15 protein-coding genes are annotated in these 18,665 nt (G+C 68.4%); 9 read left to right on the forward strand and 6 right to left on the reverse strand.

Annotated elements, in window-relative coordinates:
- Positions 1-237 precede the first annotated feature (237 nt).
- Complete coding sequence (locus HF877_RS16275) at positions 238-600, reverse strand: hypothetical protein (RefSeq protein ID WP_169622242.1); 363 nt, start codon at positions 598-600, stop codon at positions 238-240.
- A gap of 29 nt (positions 601-629) precedes the next feature.
- On the opposite strand from HF877_RS16275, the gene HF877_RS16280 reads away from it, so the two are divergent.
- Complete coding sequence (locus tag HF877_RS16280) at positions 630-1,259, forward strand: class F sortase (protein WP_169622243.1); 630 nt, start codon at positions 630-632, stop codon at positions 1,257-1,259.
- A gap of 64 nt (positions 1,260-1,323) precedes the next feature.
- On the opposite strand, the gene HF877_RS16285 is transcribed toward HF877_RS16280, so the two are convergent.
- From HF877_RS16285 to rox, 4 genes are all read right to left on the reverse strand, one after another.
- The gene (locus tag HF877_RS16285) at positions 1,324-2,418 is read right to left on the reverse strand and encodes a hypothetical protein (RefSeq protein WP_206037216.1); all 1,095 of its coding nucleotides are present in this window, start codon (positions 2,416-2,418) and stop codon (positions 1,324-1,326) included.
- A gap of 424 nt (positions 2,419-2,842) precedes the next feature.
- Positions 2,843-3,610, reverse strand: coding sequence for a MerR family transcriptional regulator (locus HF877_RS16290; RefSeq protein ID WP_206037230.1), 768 nt, complete (start codon positions 3,608-3,610; stop codon positions 2,843-2,845).
- A gap of 66 nt (positions 3,611-3,676) precedes the next feature.
- Complete coding sequence (locus HF877_RS16295) at positions 3,677-4,264, reverse strand: DJ-1/PfpI family protein (protein ID WP_346765198.1); 588 nt, start codon at positions 4,262-4,264, stop codon at positions 3,677-3,679.
- Between the two features lie 55 nt (positions 4,265-4,319).
- Positions 4,320-5,747, reverse strand: coding sequence for a rifampin monooxygenase (rox, locus tag HF877_RS16300; protein WP_169622246.1), 1,428 nt, complete (start codon positions 5,745-5,747; stop codon positions 4,320-4,322).
- Positions 5,748-6,083: 336 nt separating this feature from the next.
- On the opposite strand from rox, the gene HF877_RS16305 reads away from it, so the two are divergent.
- The 4 genes from HF877_RS16305 to HF877_RS16320 all read left to right on the forward strand — a co-directional run bounded on the left by HF877_RS16305 (position 6,084) and on the right by HF877_RS16320 (position 13,489).
- A complete protein-coding gene (locus HF877_RS16305; protein ID WP_169622247.1) occupies positions 6,084-7,817 on the forward strand; it encodes an ABC transporter ATP-binding protein in 1,734 nt (577 codons plus the stop codon).
- Between the two features lie 77 nt (positions 7,818-7,894).
- Positions 7,895-9,769 (forward strand): ABC transporter ATP-binding protein, encoded by a 1,875-nt coding sequence (locus HF877_RS16310; RefSeq protein WP_169622370.1) that lies wholly within the window; start codon positions 7,895-7,897, stop codon positions 9,767-9,769.
- 73 nt (positions 9,770-9,842) lie between these two features.
- Positions 9,843-12,332 carry an aminopeptidase N gene (gene pepN, locus HF877_RS16315; RefSeq protein WP_169622248.1) on the forward strand — a complete coding sequence of 830 codons (2,490 nt, stop codon included), beginning with the start codon at positions 9,843-9,845 and terminating at the stop codon, positions 12,330-12,332.
- A gap of 92 nt (positions 12,333-12,424) precedes the next feature.
- Positions 12,425-13,489, forward strand: a complete 1,065-nt coding sequence (locus HF877_RS16320; protein ID WP_169622371.1) for a tyrosine-type recombinase/integrase — start codon at positions 12,425-12,427, stop codon at positions 13,487-13,489.
- A gap of 45 nt (positions 13,490-13,534) precedes the next feature.
- On the opposite strand, the gene HF877_RS16325 is transcribed toward HF877_RS16320, so the two are convergent.
- Positions 13,535-14,941: a PLP-dependent aminotransferase family protein gene (locus HF877_RS16325; RefSeq protein ID WP_169622249.1), complete on the reverse strand. Its 1,407-nt coding sequence runs from the start codon at positions 14,939-14,941 to the stop codon at positions 13,535-13,537.
- On the opposite strand from HF877_RS16325, the gene HF877_RS16330 reads away from it, so the two are divergent.
- The 4 genes from HF877_RS16330 to HF877_RS16345 all read left to right on the forward strand — a co-directional run bounded on the left by HF877_RS16330 (position 14,940) and on the right by HF877_RS16345 (position 18,656).
- On the forward strand, positions 14,940-15,932 hold the full coding sequence (locus tag HF877_RS16330; RefSeq protein ID WP_169622250.1) for a DMT family transporter: 993 nt from the start codon (positions 14,940-14,942) through the stop codon (positions 15,930-15,932). The genes HF877_RS16325 and HF877_RS16330 overlap by 2 nt on opposite strands.
- Before the next feature lie 44 nt (positions 15,933-15,976).
- Positions 15,977-16,384, forward strand: a complete 408-nt coding sequence (locus HF877_RS16335) for a YciI family protein (RefSeq protein ID WP_169622251.1) — start codon at positions 15,977-15,979, stop codon at positions 16,382-16,384.
- 22 nt (positions 16,385-16,406) lie between these two features.
- Positions 16,407-17,597 carry a DUF6596 domain-containing protein gene (locus HF877_RS16340; RefSeq protein ID WP_169622252.1) on the forward strand — a complete coding sequence of 397 codons (1,191 nt, stop codon included), beginning with the start codon at positions 16,407-16,409 and terminating at the stop codon, positions 17,595-17,597.
- Between the two features lie 84 nt (positions 17,598-17,681).
- Complete coding sequence (locus HF877_RS16345; protein ID WP_169622253.1) at positions 17,682-18,656, forward strand: pirin family protein; 975 nt, start codon at positions 17,682-17,684, stop codon at positions 18,654-18,656.
- Positions 18,657-18,665: the final 9 nt, after the last annotated feature.

Consider the following 18,665-nt stretch of genomic DNA (forward strand, 5'->3'; position numbering starts at 1 on the left):
CGGAATCGAGCGTCCGGCACCCGGGAGAGGACACGGCGCGGTATCGGAGTTGCGTCGGGTGGGTCTCGACTCGCGGAATCGTTAACGCCCGTGGGCGTCCCTGCGACATGTCATACGTCGGGGTACCCACCTATTCGGTCATCGAATTGAGGCACCCACCATGCGAAAAGCATCTCCATTCCTCGCCGCGCTGTTCGGAACGACACTGCTCGTGGCTGTGGCCGGCGGAGCCGGCGCTCAGATCCCGGGCGATACCGGAGAGTCCGCGCCGACGGCGGCAACGGCCCAAACGACACCGCCGCCGACACCGCCGCCTACGACGACTCCACCACCGACGACCACGCCGCCGCCTACGACGACTCCACCACCGACGACGAAACCACCGACGACGACACCACCGACCACGAAACCACCGACGACCACACCACCGCCCACGAAACCACCGACGACCACACCACCGCCCACGAAACCGCCGTCATCGACGACGCCGCAACCGACGCACCCGCACAGCACCGTGCCGCCGCATGCCCCGGTTCCGGATAGTCCGAGTACGCCGCCGGTCCATCGCGATCCCGATGCGCGGGTGCCGGTGCAATCCATCCCTGCCGGATCGATTTACGGTCGTTGACATGCGGGCACGACCGAGCATCACCGTTGTGTGCGCAGCCGCCCTTGTATTTCTGGGCGGCTGCGCCACCACCTCCGATCCGGATACCGCCTCCGTCCCGGCGTCGGTGACGGAGGGCAAGAAGGACATGCCGCCACCGGTCGCGGCGATCGCCGACGACCCGGCAGCACCGGTGTCCCTGACGCTCGACGGCGTCACCGCGCCGACCGACCCGGTCGCCACCGACGGAAGCGGCACATTGCTTCCCCCGCAAGATGTTTCGCGTCTCGGCTGGTGGGTGGACTCTGCGATGCCCGGCGGGGGGAGCGGTGCGATCGTGGTGACCGGACACGTCGACGACGTCGATCAAGGGGACGGGTTCGCGGCACGATTCGCCGACGTGCGCGAAGGTGACGAATTGACCGTGTCGACCGGTGACGGGCGCGCACGCGAGTACCGCGTGGACCGGTTGCTGAGCGTGGGCAAGGAGGGAAACCTCCCGCTCGACGAAATCAACCGGCTCGACGGTCCTGAAACGCTGCTGCTCATCACCTGCGGCGGGGAATTCGTCGGACCGCCGCTCGGTTATGCGAACAACGACTTCGTGTTCGCGGTGCCGACCGGTCCCGCCGCGGAGGTACCTGCCCCGTAGCGTGCGGCAGCAACGGCTCAGGCGGCCGAAAGGAATACGGAGCCCCGTCCGCAACGGCCGGCCGTCACTTCTGTGGTTCGACGCCTGCCGAATCGTCGCGCGGGTGCTTCACCGAATCCGCCGTCATTCGTGCTCGCACGAGTTCCGTGCGCGCGGCATCGAGTTCTGCCCGGCACCGGACGACTTCGGTGCGCAGATCGTTCAACTCGGCCCGCAGCTCGTCGCTGCGCTCGCGGGAGGCCGTCTCCGCGGCGCGGGAGGTGGCGGCCGAGACCCGGGCCTGCTCGAGGTGATCCCGAAGCTCGGCGTTCCGGTCGCGTTCGGCGCCGAACTCGGACTCGAGGCGGGCGACGGTTGCAGACTCGCGTTCGAGCGCGGCCCGAACCCGACCGAGTTCGTCGCGTGTCTCGGAGAGTTCGGTGCGGATGCGATCTCGTTCGGCGGCGGTGTCGTCGAGCGCGCGACGGCACCCGGTGAGGTCGGCCTCGAGTTCCTCGATGGTCTCCCGGTATTCGGCGGCGACCCGGTGGTGCTCGGACTCGGCATCGGCGAGCCGGCCCTGAAGATGTTGCAGCGTGTCGGCATGGTCGTCACTCACCCGGGTGAGTTCTTCCTCATGGGACTGCTGGAGCCGACGGACCTGTTCGGCGTGGGCGGCCCGCGCGTCCGCGAGTTCGGCGTCGACAGCGACGACCGCCGCATCGGCGTTCTCGCGATCCTCGGTGGCCTGCGCGAGCTGTTCGCGCAGTCGCGCGATCTTGGCGTCGGCGTCGGCGCGGACCTTGGCCAGTTCGGTCGCAGCTCTGGTCATCTGCGCTTCGACAGCCTCTGCGTCGGTCAGCTTGTCGACCGCTTCGGTGATACGGGTCGCGATTGCTGCGTACTGCTCGAGTGTCGTCGCGGTGAGAGTCCGCAACGCCGTCGTGGTTGTAGCCAGGGTGGAAATCGCGTCGTCGGGTGTGGATGCCTGCGCAGCGGCGGGGGAGAGCGCCGCTTGTTTCTTGGCACGTTCGCGCTCGCGGTGGGCACGTACCCGGTCGGCGGCCGACGCGTACTTGCGGGGCCGGCCCACGCGCGCGGGTGCACCTTCAGGCTGCCCGGACGGATCCCCGCCGTGGTCGTTTTCCGGGCGGGAGGTATCGGGGGAAGGGGTGCTCATGGAGTCCTCGTGTCTGGGATGCGCGTCCGACGCCGCTTATCGGGCTATGCACGACCCTAATCTATATTTCATATCCGTACAAGAACGAAATGAATTACGAAACGTAATGAAATGAAACGGACTGAACAGGGAATACGCCGACATCGGAAGATACGAAACTAATAAGTAACGAAGTCGATCCGTCAGAGGCGACGTGATGGGCGTCCCGAACGCGCTCGCGGGAGCCTAGTGTCTGATCGTCATAATTCCCTCTTATGGTGAGTTACTCGCCGAGGGGTGCGAAAAACTGTGCACCCCCTTCCTGGCGCCTACGAGGCCCGCGGACGGCGAGTCTCGGGGGAGGAAAAAGTGGGCAGCCGTGCCGGGTGGGAGTGTCGACGTACCTCGACCTGCGCGGGAGTTACCGCGAACCCGGAACCGACGCTCAGTGATCCGAACGAGTGTGCGTGTCCTCGCCGAACAACTCGCGCACCATCCCCGCAGCTTCCGGCGGTGCCTCGACCTCGAGAACCACCCGGCTACCACTCAGACGCAGGGTGAACTCGAAGAACGGGCAGCACTGCTGCTCTGCGGCGGCGAGTTCGGCGAGAGCACCTGCTCGGTCGACGGGCAGCCGCAACCGGACCCCTGCCGTGCTCGGTTCCCGGACGGCGCCGATGAGCAGCCGGCGCCATTGTTGCGCGCGAGTGCGATGGTCGGCGCCGCCGAGGGAGCAGGCGATCGGCGTCGCGGACCCGCCGTTGTCCGCGACGCGGGATGGGGTGAGAGGCAGATGGTGTGCCCGACTGCGAGTGTCCGGTGCATGCACGACGCAGGTGGCATCGCACGGCTCGGCGCGTTCGGGCATGTCGTCGAGCCAGCTAAGTGCCCGTCGAAGTGTGTCGGCGAATGCGATGAGCTCCGCAGTCCGCGCATCGGTGTCGTCCAGGCGTGCAGCCGTCTTCGGCCGTAGCCGAGCACGCACCGCGGCGCAGGAACCGTGCTCCCACACCGCGAGCAATTCACGGATCTCACCGAGAGTGAGTCCGAGATGCTTGGTCGCCTGAATGAACCCGACCCGGTCGAGATCACGCTCCCGGTAGACGCGATATCCGCTGTCGGTTCGACCCGCCGGGACCAGCCCTGCGGATTCGTAGTACCGCAGGGTGGTCGCCGGGACGCCGGTGTGTTCGGCGAACTGGGAAATCAGCATCGTGCCCACACGTCGACGGTAAACCTTCGACCCGACTCGAAGGTCAAGCTCCGAACCCCCGATCCCTTATCCGCGGTAGTCCATCTGCCGGGCCACGCGGCGGGCGAGATCGTCGTCGACGAGGGACACCAGGTGCAGGGCGAGATCGATGCCTGCCGAAATACCGGCGGAGGTGTAGATGCCGCGATCGTGCACCCAGCGCGGCCCGTCCAGCACCGTCAACCCGGGAAAGCGGCGCGCGAGTTCAGCCAGGTCGTCCCAGTGCGTGGTGACGCGGTGGTCGGTCAGCACACCCGCGACGGCGAGTAGGAACGCTCCGGTACACACCGAGGCGACGATCGGGGTCGACGATCGCGCGGCGATCCAGGCACGCAGGTCCGGATCGCTCTCGGCGACCTGCGTGACACCGCCCGGTACGAGCAGCACATCGAATTCCGGTGCGGTGGCAATCGATACGTCGGTACACACCCGCAGACCGCCGCGGGCGGTGACGATCGACCGATCCGGATATGCAGACACGAGTGTCGCACCGGCGCTTCCACGGGGACTACCTGCCGAAAGGCGCGCGGCCACCGAAAACACCTCGAACGGCCCGAACGCGTCGAGCACCTCGACGTCGTCGTAGACGAGGATGCCGTACCGAGTCGCTGCCACGGCGCGATCGTATCGTCGCTGCCGCGCGGTGAGTGCGCGCGGCCGGCGGGGAGCTTCAGCGGGCGGGGGCGCCGAACCACCGTGTGAGGCGACTTTCCGCATCCCGCTGGTCCTCGCCTACCCATGCCACGTGGCCGTCCGGGCGCAGCAACAGCGCTGGTACGTCCAGTTCTTCGCAGGGATCGACGATGTGGTCGACGCGGTCGGCCCAGCCCGCCACCGACAGGCGACCGGTGCGGTCGAGCAACAGTCCTCGGCCGGCGTGCAGCTGCTCGTAGAGCCGCCCGCGTTCCAGGCGTACATCCCGGATGCGCCTGCCGACCAGGTCGTGCGGGTCGCCGAGGTCGTAGCGGACTCCGATCGCGGTGATTTTCTCGACCAGGTAGCGGTTCACCACGTCGAAATCCATCAGTTGCGTCATCAGGCGGCGCACAGAGTGCGGGCCCGGTTCGACGGACATCAACTCCATCATCGCGCGGGTGGTGTCGAGTACGTCGGCGGCGACCGGGTGCCGCTCGGCGTGGTAGCTGTCCAGCAGTGCCTCCGGCGCCCACCCGCACACGGCGCCGGCCAGCTTCCAGCCGAGATTGAATGCGTCCTGGACACCGAGATTGAGCCCCTGCCCACCGGTCGGTGGATGAATGTGCGCGGCATCGCCGGCCAGCAGCACCCGGCCGACGCGGTAACGCTCTGCCAACCGGGTGCCGTTGCCGAACCGGGACAGCCAACGCGGGGAATGTGCGCCGAAATCCGTACCCGACACACTCCGCATCCGGCTCTGCAGTTCGTCGAGAGTCGGTGGGACCCTGCGGTCTTCGGCCACCCCGGCAGCGGGCGCGATCACGCGATAGCGCCCGTCACCGAGAGGCATCGCGCCGAATCGCAGCTGCGTCTTCCGGACTTCGGCGCTCACGGCGGCGATCGTCTCCGGCGGCGCGGTCAGTTCCACCTCGCCCAGCAACGTGTCCACCGTGGACGGTTCGCCGGGGAACGCAACCCCGAGCAGCGTGCGCACCGTGCTGCGACCACCGTCGCAGCCCACCAGATATCGGGAGCGCAGCCGCGTTCCGTCCGTCAGCACAGCGGTGACGCCGTCGTCGTCCTGCTCGAGTCCGACGACCGTGCAGCCGCGCCGGATCGACGCGCCCAGTTCGGATGCGCGTTCGGTCAGCAGACGATCGGTGACGGGCTGGGGGATGCCGAGGACGTACGGGTGTGTGGTGTCCAGACCCTGCGGGGCCGGTGCGGGAATGCCCGCGAAGAAACCGCCCACCGCGTGCTTCTTTCCGTGCCAGAGGAACCGCTCGAGCAGTCCGCGCTGGTCCATCACCTCGAGGCTGCGTGCGTGCAGCCCGAGCGAGCGCACGACCGGGGTCGGCTCCGTGTCCTGTTCCGGTACGACCACCTGCAATCCGTGCAACCGAAGTTCGGCCGCCAGCATCATGCCGGTCGGCCCGCCCCCGACCACGATGACGTCGATCATGAGAACCCCCATTCGTCCGAAGTGGATCCGGTGCGCCGGCCAGGCGGCGATGCGGCGTGGATGCCGCGCAACCCTGCATGTGTGCAGGTCCTGGCCTCGAACGGCGATTGTGCAGGACGCCGGGGGTCTTGCCGCAAGACCGGGGGTGAGCTATACCTTGAAAGGGGCAGGGAGCGCACGACTCCTTGCCTTCGTCGTTTCCGACGTCCCTCCTGCAGCCCGATCCGTCCGGCCGCACCCGCCGAACCGCATCTGGGCACGCGCGGGCCGTGGCCCCCGAATGGGTGACATCGGGCATCTGCGTCGAGTTGTGGTTACCGTTGTGAGGGTGATCACATGCTGACCCGTCTGATCGTCGCGTACCTGTCGCGTTATCGCGCGTACGTCGTCGCGGTGGTAGCACTGCAGTCCGTCGCGACGGCTGGGATGCTCTACCTGCCGACGCTCAACGCCGACATCATCGACAACGGCGTCGCGAAAGGTGACACCGGATACATCATGCGCATCGGCGGGTGGATGCTCGTGGTGGTGCTGCTGCAGGTGATCTGCACCGTCTCCGGTCAGTACTTCGGTGCCCGCGGCGCGCTCGCCGCCGGCCGCGACATCCGGCACGATCTCCTGCACCGGGTGAACACCTTCTCCGCGCGGGAGGTCGGCACGTTCGGCGCTCCGTCGTTGATCACCAGGAACACCAACGACGTTCAGCAGATCCAGCTTCTCCTGGTGATGAGTTCGTTCGTTCTGGTCACCGCGCCGATCATGTGCATCGGCGGCATCGTTCTGGGCATGCGCGTCGCGCCGGGGCTGGCCTGGCTGCTGGTGGTGGCGGTGCCCGTCCTCGGTCTGACGATGAGCCTGATCATCCGGGTGACGATCCCCGGGTTCCGCTCCATGCAGGCGTTTCTCGACAGCGTGAATCGCGTCCTGCGCGAACAGATCACGGGCATCCGGGTCGTGCGCGCCTTCGTTCGGGAACACCACGAGATGGAACGCTTCGGGGTCGCCAACGACAAACTGGCCGACGCGACCCTACGGGTCGGACGAATGATGGCACTGATGTTTCCGGCGGTCATGTTCATCACCAACGTGACGACCGTGGGGATCATCTGGTTCGGTGGCCACGCCGTGTCCGACGGGAGCGTGGAGATCGGCGCGCTGAGCGCGATGATCACCTACGTCGTGCAGATCATGATCTCGGTGATGATGGCGTCGTTCCTGGCGATGATGGCCCCGAGGGCGGCCGTTTGTGCGGACCGGATCGGGGATGTTCTCGCCACCGAAACGTCGGTGGTGCGGCCGGCCGACCCGGCCGGGTTCGCCGCGGATCCGGCGACCGTCGACTTTCGCGCCGCCGAGTTCCGATACCCGGGTGCCGACCAGCCGGTACTGCACGACCTCACCTTCCTCGTCGCGCCCGGCACGACCACGGCCGTCGTAGGGTCGACCGGCTCGGGGAAGACCACCCTGGTGGGGCTGGTGCCGCGCCTGATCGATGCGACGGCCGGGTCGGTGCTCGTCGGCGGCACCGACGTCAGGCGACTCGATCCCGACACGCTGCGATCGGTGATCGGATTGGTCCCGCAACGGGCGTACCTGTTCTCCGGCACCATCGCCTCGAATGTGCGGCACGGAAAGCGTGATGCGACGGACGAGGAGATCTGGGAGGCGCTACGTATCGCGCAGGCCGACGAGTTCGTCCGTGCGATGCCGCTGGGCCTCGACACTCCCGTGGCCCAGGGCGGCACCACGGTCTCGGGTGGGCAGCGCCAGCGTCTGGCGATCGCCCGGGCGCTCGTCCGAAGACCCGCCGTCTACGTGTTCGACGACGCGTTCTCCGCGCTCGACCTGTCGACCGACGCGCGCCTGCGGTCCGCGCTGCGGCCGGTCACCATGTCCGCTGCGGTGATCATCGTTGCCCAGCGCGTATCGACCATCATCGACGCCGACCAGATCGTGGTACTCGATCGTGGACGGATCGTCGGACTGGGCCGGCACGACGAGCTGGTGGAGACCTGTCCGACCTACGCGGAGATCGTCGGGTCGCAGCTCGCGGTCGAGGAGCAGGTGTGACGGGCCCCGCCGCACGGCACGCGGCCACCGCACCGATCCAGAAGCCCCGGTCGTTCGGACCGTCGGTGAAACGGTTGATGCACCGGCTGGTGTCCTACCGCGGTTTCGTGGTCACGGTGCTGCTGGCCACCGTCGGATCGGTGATCCTGTCCGCGATCGCGCCCCGGGTTCTCGGGCACGCCACCGACTTGATCTTCAACGGCGTGGTCGGGCGGATGCTTCCGGCCGGTGCCACGAAGGACGAGGCCGTCGACGGGCTTCGCGCGCAGGGGCAGGACACCTTCGCGGACATGGTGGCGTCGATGGACCTCACCCCCGGTGTGGGCGTCGACTTTTCGGCCGTCGGTCGAGTGCTGATGATCGTGCTCGGGCTGTATCTAGGCACCGCGCTGCTGTCGTGGATCGGCGCCTATCTGCTCAACATCGTCGTCGTCGGCACGATCCGGCGGTTGCGCTCGGATGTGGAAGCGAAGCTGCACCGGTTGCCGTTGCGCTATTACGACACCATGCCGCGCGGCGATCTGCTCAGTCGCGTCACCAACGACCTCGACAATCTGTCCCAGAGCCTGCAACAGACCATCTCGCAGGCACTCAACTCGGTCCTCACCGTCGTCGCGATCCTGTTGATGATGTTCTGGATCTCGCCGCTGCTCGCACTCATCGCGCTCGTGACCGTCCCGTTGGCGCTCGGAGCAACGGCCCTGATCGCCCGCAGGTCCAAACCGCATTTTTCCGCGCAGTGGTCCTCTACGGGAAAACTCAACGCCCAGGTGGAGGAAGCCTTCACCGGTCACGACATCGTGCAGGTGTTCGGACTGCAGGCCGAGGTCGAGCAGGAGTTCGACACCCGCAACGACAAGCTCTACAACTCGAGCTGGCGGGCCCAGTTCATCTCGGGCCTGGTGCAACCGGCCATCATGTTCATGGGCAACCTGAATTTCGTGGCGGTCGCCGTCGTCGGCGGACTACAGGTCGCCTCGGGGTCACTGAGCTTGGGGTCGGTGCAGGCCTTCATCCAGTACTCACGCCAGTTCACTCAGCCGCTCACCCAGATCGGTGCGATGTTCAACCTCCTCCAGAGCGGAGTCGCCTCCGCCGAACGCATCTTCGACATCCTCGACGCCGACGAGCAGACCCCCGATCCCGCCCGGCCGCAGAGCCCGTCGACCGACAACGGGCGCATCGAATTCGACGACGTGTCGTTCCGGTACGTGCCGGACAAGCCGCTCATCGAGAACTTGTCGCTGGTGGCCGAGCCCGGCCACATGGTGGCCATCGTCGGCCCCACCGGCGCGGGCAAGACGACCCTGGTCAACCTCATCATGCGGTTCTACGACGTCGACTCGGGAACGATCCGCGTCGACGGTGTGGATTCGACCGCCATGACCCGCGACGACCTGCGAGAACGCACCGGGATGGTCCTGCAGGACTCCTGGCTCTTCGGCGGCACCATCTACGACAACATCGCATACGGCGACCCGTCCGCGTCCCCGGAGCAAGTGCGCGAAGCCGCCGAGCTGAGCCACGTCGACCATTTCGTGCGTTCCCTGCCCGCCGGGTACGACACGCTGCTGGACGAGGAAGGCGGCGGGGTCAGCGCCGGTGAACGGCAGCTGATCACCATCGCGCGCGCATTCCTCGCGAAGCCGGTCGTCCTCATCCTCGACGAGGCGACGAGTTCCGTGGACACCCGCACCGAACTGCTGATCCAGCAGGCGATGGCGACCCTGCGCACGGATCGCACGAGTTTCGTGATCGCGCACCGGTTGTCGACGATCCGCGACGCCGACGTCATCGTGGTCATGGAGGACGGGCGCATCGTCGAGCAGGGCAACCACGAGGAGTTGCTCGCCGCCCGCGGCGCGTACTACGAGCTGTACCTCAGCCAGTTCACCGGCCCGGCGGACTCGGCGGTGGGCGCCGGGCCGGCGTCGACCGTCGAGCATGCGTGACGACCGCACCCCGACAACGCCGACGCGCGGCCCGACGCCACGAATTCGGCGTCACAGTGGCAGGATCGAGCCCGTGAGTTCCGCGAACCTGACCCGATCCGAAACCGCTGCACGCGCCCGTGCCGTCGACGTGCACTCGTACGAAGTCGAACTCGACCTGCGCGGCGCGGTGGACCCGCAACGCACGAACTTCCCGGTGGTGACGACGATCGAGTTCACGTCCTCGACCGACGAGACCTGGATCGATTTCCTCGGCGACTCGGTCGAGTCCGTCACCGTCAACGGCGAATCCGTCCCCGTGGTGTACGACGGAGCGCGCATCACCATCGGCGGTCTGCGCGAAATCAACGTGGTGAGTGTCGCGGCGACCGGACGATACAGCCGCTCGGGGGAGGGCCTGCACCGGTTCGTCGACCCCGTCGACGGGGAAACCTACCTCTACACCCAGTACGAACCGGCCGACGCCCGCCGGGTGTTCGCGTGCTTCGAACAACCGGATCTCAAGGCACCGTTCACGTTTGTGGTGGCCGCCCCCGAACACTGGCAGGTGCTCTCCAACCAGGTCGCCGAGCGACAGCGGTCCACCGAGGGCGCACAGACGGTCACCTTCGCGCCCACCCTGCCGATCTCGACGTACATCACCGCGATCGTCGCCGGTCCCTACCATCGCGTCGACGCGATCTGGACCAGGGACGACCTCGAGGTGCCGCTCGGTGTGTTGTGCCGCGCCTCCCTCGCCGAGTATCTCGACGCCGACGAGATACTCGAGATCACCGCGCAGGGGATGGACTACTACGCCGATCACTTCGAGTTCCCGTATCCCTTCACCAAGTACGACCAGGTGTTCGTCCCCGAGTACAACCTCGGCGCGATGGAGAACCCGGGATGTGTCACCTTCACCGAGGCCTATGTGTTCCGGGGGGTGGCCACCGACGCGCAACGTCAAGGTCGGGCCAACACGATCCTGCACGAGATGGCGCACATGTGGTTCGGCGATCTCGTCACGATGAAATGGTGGGACGATCTGTGGCTCAAGGAGTCCTTCGCCGACTACATGGGAGCGCTGGTCAGCGCCGAGGCGACCGAGTTCCGTGACGCCTGGGTCTCGTTCGCGAACCGGCGCAAAGCGTGGGCGTACCTGCAGGACCAACTGCCCACCACCCATCCGATCGTCGCCGACATCGTCGACCTCGAAGCCGCCAAACTCAACTTCGACGGCATCACCTACGCGAAGGGCGCCAGCGTCCTGAAACAGCTGGTCGCGTACGTCGGCCGCGACGCGTTCTTCGACGGCATCCGCCGCTACTTCCGCGCACACGCCTTCGGCAACACCACCCTCGGCGACCTGCTGTCCGAACTGTCCGCGGCGTCCGGACGCGACCTGGCCGAATGGGCCCGGCACTGGCTGCAGACCACCGGCGTGACCGCACTGAGCCTGGAACGGGCCGGCGACCGCTGCGAGATCGTGCAGTCCACACCCCGCCCGCACCGTCTCGCGGTCGGCATCTACGACTTCGACGATGCCGGCGACCTCGTCCGTACCGAACGCCGGGAACTCGATGTCGCCGAGAGCCGGACCCGCATCGACCTGCCCGACGCACCGCTGACACTGCTCAACGACGACGACCTCACCTACGCGAAGATCCGGCTCGACGAGCACTCGCTCGCCACCGTCGACGAGTCCCTCGACCGGGTCCGGGACCCGCTCGCACGCGGGCTGGTGTGGTCGGCACTGTGGAACGCCACCCGCGACGGAGAACTCGCCGCGGCGCGGTACGTGTCGATGGCACAACGCTTCTCGCCGAGCGAGGAGAACCTGGCACTGCTCGCATCGGTCCTGGCGAACGCACCGGCCGCCATCGAGCACTACCTTCCGGCCGCCGAGCGGCCGTCGGCGCGCGCCGACTGGCTCGAGGCCGTGTGGGCGGGCCTGTTCGCTGCGGAACCCGGCAGCGGGGCGCAGCTGTCCTTCGCGCGGGCGGTGGCCGCGGCGGCCGAGACCGCGGACCATCGCGCCGCCGATATCCGCGGCATCCTCGAAGGCAGCGGGGCGCCGACCGGGCTGGCGCTCGACCCCGATCTGCGCTGGGCACTGTGGACGGCGCTGAGCGCGACCGGGAACGCCGACGAAAGCGACCTCGCCGAGGAGTTGCGCCTCGACGACACCGCAACCGGACGCACCGCCTACCTGCAGGCCCAGGCCGCGCGACCCCGCGCCGACGTGAAGGCCCACGCGTGGGCGTCGGTCCTCGCGGACCGCACTCTCACCAACGATCACCTCGACGCCGTCATCGGGGGTTTCCGGGCGGGTGCGCGGCGCGACCTCACGGCCCCGTACGACGCCGACTACTTCGCGGTGCTCCGCGACACCTGGGCCGACCGGAGCATAGAAATCGCCCGCCGGATCGTCGTCGGGCTCTTCCCGCCCGCCGATACCCTCGACCCGGTGGACGCCTGGCTGGCCGCCAATTCCGAAGCGCCGGCGGCGTTGCGGCGGCTGGTCGTCGAGCAGCGCGACCACCTGGCCCGGGACCTGCGCGTCCAGAAACTCAACACGCCGTGACCGGACTCGATCCGCGGGCCGTCCCGGACGTCGTCTCGGGCGACGTCCCTGCGTCGTCGGCTCCGGCCGTGCCCGACACGGTCGCGGACGCGATGCGTCGTCTGCGGGACAAGGCGGCGTCCGGCAACACCCGCGCGGCGCACCTGAGCGATTGGGCGATCTTCACGCGCTGGTGCGAGAGCACCGGGCACGCACCTCTCCCCGCCACGCCCGAACAAGTGGGATGGTTTCTCACCGAGAAAGCCGCCGAACTCCGGCCCGACGGCCGCTGGGCATACGCACCGTCGACCCTGTCCCGCTGGGTGTCGACGATCAACAAACTCCACGCCCTCGCCGGTCACCCGCGACCCGGCCAACACGAAAGCGTGCGGGATCTGCTGCGCGGCATCCGCCGTGAGCGCGCCACCCCGCCGGCCCGGCGGACACCGCTGCTCACCGACGACATCCGCAGCATCCTCGCCGACATGCGGACCACCGCGCGCGAGGGCGGATGGCCGGGCCGTGCCGCCGAGCGGCGCGATTCGGCGCTGCTGCTCATCGGCCTCGCCGGTGCGCTGCGCCGCAGCGAACTGTCCGCACTCGCCGTCTCGGACGTGGTGCCGCACCGTGCCGACGGGCTGTACGTGACGGTGCGCCGCTCCAAGACGGACCGCGAAGCCCGGGGCCGCACGGTGACCGTGCCGTACGGGTCCGATCCGCACACCTGCCCGGTGTGCGCGTACCGGCGCTGGCGGGAGGTTCTCGACGCGTGGGACGACGGGGGCCGCGCCGCGGTCGCCGAACTCCTCGCCGCGGACGCCGCTCCTGTCGACAACCATTGCTGCCGCGGCTTTTCCGTCGACACGACGGATGCGGACCGGCCGTTGTTCCGGCCCGTCCACCGCTCCGGGTCGCTCGGTGGGGGAGCGCTGACCGGGCAGTCGGTGCACTCGATGATCCAGCGCCGCGCGCTCCGGGCGGGGTTCAGCCCCGATCTGGTCGCGACCCTCGGCGGGCACAGTCTCCGCGCCGGGTTCGTCACCCAGGCGGTCCGCAACGGGGCGACCACGCAGACGATCATGACGCAGACCGGTCACGCCGACGAACGCATGGTCGCGCTCTACAGCCGGCACCACGCCGGACTGGTGGGCAACGCGGTCACGCACCTCGGACTCTGACGGATCCGCTCTCTGCGCAACCGAGCCGCCGCACACTCCGGGGGACTAGCGACCCGCCAGCACGTCGCCGAGGACCCGGGCGGCGTCGGGGAACGATCCGGGGTTCGCTCCGGAATAGTTGAGCCGCAGGTGCGGAGCGGTGGGCTCGGCAGGAAACCACTCGTCGCCCGGCGCCACGACGACACCCCTGGCTTCGCAGTCGCGGACGAGCGCGGGCAGGTCGGTACCGTCGGGAAGCCGCGCCCACAGGTGGAGGCCACCGGGCGGCACCGCCTCGATGTGCGCGGACGGTGCGTGCTCCCGCACCGCCGTGACGAGAAGGTCCCTGCGCGACGCGAGTTGGTGCCGGACCCCGCGAAGATGGGTACGCCAGGCCGGTTGTGAGACGACATCCCAGGCCACCGCCTGAAGCATCCCGCTGACGTACATCGACTGAGCCTGCACCTCGGCGAGGATGCGGTCGCGGGCCGGTCCGCGGGCGACGACGGCAGCGACACGCACGGACGGCGACACACTCTTGGTCAGGGACCGGAGGTAGACGACATGCCCGCTGTCGTCGAGGGCGGCGACCGGGTGCGCGTCGGTGGTGATCCCGAAGTCGTGCGCCCAGTCGTCTTCGATGAGGAAGGCGCCCGCGTCCCGGACCAGGTCGAGTACGCGCTCGGTCAGCGCCGGCGACCATTGCGCGCCGCTCGGGTTCGCGAAATTGGGCTGGGCATAGAACGCCCGGGCGCCGGTCCGCTCGAACGCCCGGGCGAGTACGTCGGGATCGGGACCGGCGGGGCCACCGGCAACGGGTACGAGGCGGACCCCGGCGCGGGCCGCCGCGAGCATCGCGCCCCAATACGTGGGGGACTCCACCAGCAGCGGGTTCCCGGTTCCGACGAGGGCATGGAACGCGGCGCCGAGGCCGCCCTGACTTCCCGGAGTGATGATGACGTCGCTCGCGGACGGGGCAGCCACCCCGAGCGGAGTCGCCGCGCCGAGCTCGCCCGCAAACCACGCCTGAAGCTCCGGAATCCCCGCTGCGGGTGGGCGGGCGATGGCGGCGTCGCTGCGTGCGGCACGCCCGAACGCACCCCGAACGAGTCGCTCCGGGAGCAGTTCTCGATCCGGGTAGCCCGAGTGCAGGGCGATCACGTCGTTCGGGACGCTGCGCAGGGCCGAGGAGAAGCGAGGGATGCGGTGCTGGGGCGTGCCCAGGGCCGCGGTCTGCCAGCCGAAGTCGGTGGAATGCGCGAGGCGGGCGGCGCGCACGAAGGTGCCGACACCCGGACGGCTCTCCACCGCGCCCGTGGCCTGCAGCGCGCGGAGGGCTTTCTGCACGGTCACCGGACTCACGCCGTACTGCTCGACGAGTGCCCGCGTCGACGGCAGTTGCGCGCCGGGCGACGCCGAGGCGATCCAGCGCTCGAGTCCGGCGACGATTCGCGCACTGCTACTATCATTCATGAGACACAAGAGTAGCGCTATCGTTCCCAGTAGGCTTGCGTTATCGTCGCCCGAGCACGGACTCCGGTGGGGGCTGCTCGGAGTGGTCGCATTCTCCTTCACGCTCCCGATGACCCGCTTCGTGGTCGAGAAGGGTGCGATGACACCGTTGTTCGTCGGCGCCGGCCGTGCGGTGGTCGCCGGACTGCTGGCCGCGATCGCCTTGCTGCTCACCCGTCAGGTGCGCCCCCGCGGCTCCCAATGGATACGGCTGACCGCCGTCGCGGGCGGGGTGGTCATCGGCTTCCCCTTCCTGACGTCGTACGCCCTGACGACCGTGCCGGCGAGCCACGGCGCCGTGGTGGTGGCGATCCTGCCCGCCGCGACCGCCGTGGCAGCAGTTCTGCGCGGACGGGAGCGGCCGCCCGCCGCGTTCTGGGCCACCGCGGGTATCGGGACCGTTGCCGCGCTCGTGTTCGCGAGCCTGCAGACCGGCGGATTCGCCGGTCTCGAGGGAGCCGACGTACTGCTCTTCGGCGCCGTGATCGCGGCTGCCGTCGGCTACGCCGAAGGCGGATTGCTCTCCCGGGAACTCGGCGCGTGGCAGACCATTTCCTGGGCGCTCGTGCTGAGTACACCGTTCACCGTTGCGCTCACCGGGCTGTCGATGGCAGATCGGATGCCCACCGGCACACTCCCCGAATGGGGCGCTTTCGCGTATCTGGGAATCGTGAGCATGTTCCTGGGTTTCTTCGCGTGGTACCGGGGACTGGCGATCGGCCCCATGGCGCAGGTCAGCCAGATCCAGCTCACCCAGCCCGTCATGACCATCTGCTGGGCCGCGCTGATCCTGCACGAACACCTCACCTGGCCGGTCGTCGGCGGAGGACTCGTCGTGATCCTGTGTGCCGCGACCGCCGTACGCACACGCGCCACGACCACGTCGCGGTCCCGTCCCGAAGAAAGTTCGCGCCGCGATGTCGAGAATCCGTCACCTGCTCCGTCTCCGTAGTGAGTGCGACCACAATGGGTCACACCGGACGCGAGGAGAAGACGATGGCCAAGTACCTCTTGCTCAAGCACTACCGCGGCGCTCCGGCGGCCGTCAACGACGTACCGATGGATCAGTGGACACCGGACGAAGTGTCCGACCACATCCGGTATATGAACGACTTCGCCGCACGACTCGAACAGACCGGCGAGTTCGTCGACGGACAGGCGCTCGCCCCGGAGGGCACCTTCGTCCGGTACGACGGAGAGGGCCGCCCACCCGTCACGGACGGACCGTTCGCCGAGACCAAGGACCTCATCGCCGGCTGGATGGTGATCGATGTGGACAGCTACGAGCGGGCTCTCGCTCTGGCCGGGGACCTTTCCGCCGCCCCCGGCGCCGGAGGAAAGCCGATTCACGAATGGCTCGAAGTACGTCCGTTCCTGACGGCGCCACCCACCGTCACCGAGTGACCCCGCAGTAGACGAAAACGAAGTGAACGACACCGAACTCCGTCACCTCACTCCGGTGGTGCTCGGCATCCTCGTCCGCCGCGGAGCAGAATTCGCGGCGGCCGAGGATGCCGTCCAGGACGCACTGATCGAAGCCCTCAGGGTGTGGCCGGACGATCCGCCCGACGACCCCAAGGGGTGGCTCGTCGCAGTCGCCTGGCGGCGGTTCCTCGACGCGACCCGTGCAGACGTGGCACGTCGGCGGCGTGAAGCGCTCGTCGCCCATGACCTCGAGAGGGCCGAACGCGGTTCCGGTGGTGGAGCATCGGACGCGCGCAGCGCTGCGCCACCGGCTGGGGTGGACGACACCCTCGCGCTCTACTTCCTGTGCGCTCACCCGGTGCTGACTCCGTCGTCGGCGGTCGCACTGACCTTGCGCGCGGTGGGCGGTCTGACCACGCGGCAGATCGCGCAGGCGTATCTGGTGCCCGAGGCGACGATGGCACAGCGCATCAGCAGGGCGAAACGCACGGTCTCCGGCGTGCGTTTCGACCGGCCCGGCGATGTCGCCACCGTGCTTCGGGTGCTCTACCTGGTGTTCAACGAGGGATACTCGGGGGACGTCGATCTCGCCGGCGAAGCGATCCGGCTCGGGCGGCAACTGGCAGCGGTGATCGATCATCCCGAAGTGCAGGGTTTGCTCGCCTTGATGCTGCTGCATCACGCGCGGCGCACTGCCCGGCTCTCGGCGGAGGGCAGCCTGATCCCGCTTGCGGAGCAGGACCGCACCCGGTGGGACACCACGTTGATAGCCGAGGGGATCGACATCCTGCAGGCGGCACTCGCCCGCGACCGGCTCGGCGAGTATCAGGCCCAGGCGGCGATCGCGGCTCTCCATGCCGACACTCCCACCGCCGAGGAAACCGACTGGGTGCAGATCGTCGAGTGGTACGACGAACTCACGCGGTTGACCGGCAATCCTGTCGTCCGGCTCAACCGGGCGGTGGCGGTCGGGGAGGCGGACGGACCGCGTGCCGGGCTGGCGGCGCTCGCCGAACTGGACGACTCGCTGCCCCGGTACCGGGCGGTCGCCGCGTATCTCCACGAACGTGACGGCGACCCGGCAACGGCGGCCCGGATGTATGCCGAGGCCGCCCGCGCCGCGCCCAACCTGGCCGAGCGCGAGCACCTCGTGCGGCAGGCCGCGCGGCTCAACACCGGCCTGTCGCGCTGACCGGGGAACAAAATCGACACCGCGGTGTTGAGGTGGGCAAGATAGTTGAGAAATCAATTATTTCCGCATCGAGGGAGGATCCACATGCCCGCCGTGACCGTAGACAACATCCTTGCCCTTCCGCGCATCACCGATCCGGTGCCCACTGCGCAGCCTCGACCGGTGCTGTCGGTGACCACCGCTCCTCGCGGCTTCGAGGGCGACGGGTTTCCCGTCCACCGCGCCTTCGCCGGCATCGAGATGCGGCACCTCGACCCCTTCATCCACATGGACCAGATGGGGGAGGTGCACTACGCACCCGGCGAACCGAAAGGTACCCCGTGGCATCCGCACCGCGGCTTCGAAACCGTGACCTACATGATCGACGGAACCATGGAGCACCAGGACTCGCACGGGGGAGGAGGCACCATCGCGAACGGTGACACCCAATGGATGACGGCCGGTGGCGGCATCCTGCACATCGAAACGCCACCGGAGCGCCTGGTGACCAGCGGCGGCCTGTTCCACGGCGTGCAGCTGTGGGTGAATCTGCCTCGTGAGGACAAACTGGTTGCGCCTCGCTACCAGGACATCTCCCGTGACCGCGTCACCTTGCTGTCCTCACCGGACGGTGGAGCGCTCATCCGGGTGATCGCCGGCGACCTCGACGGGCACCGCGGACCGGGCTCCACCCACACCCCGATCACCCTGCTGCACGTGAGCCTGGCGCGCGGTGCGCGCGTGACGGTGCCGTGGAATGCGGAGTTCAATGCCCTGGCGTACGTGCTGGAGGGAGACGGCTCCGCCGGTGCCGACCGCCGTCCGATCCACTCCGGGCAGACGGTGGTCTTCGGGCGCGGCGACACCCTGACGATCGACGCGGCCGACGAGCAGGACTCGCGTACCGACACGCTCGAGGTGTTCGTTCTGGGCGGCAAGCCGATTCGTGAACCTGTGGCGATGGCGGGGCCCTTCGTGATGAATACGAAGGCGGAGGTGATCGCCGCGTTCGAGGATTTCCAGGCGGGACGCTTCGGCTCCGTCCCCGCGACCGGCGGACTCCCAGGGCCGGCGCAGTAACTCGGTGCA

Source organism: Rhodococcus sp. BL-253-APC-6A1W, assembly GCF_012843405.1.
Classification (GTDB): Bacteria; Actinomycetota; Actinomycetes; order Mycobacteriales; family Mycobacteriaceae; genus Rhodococcus.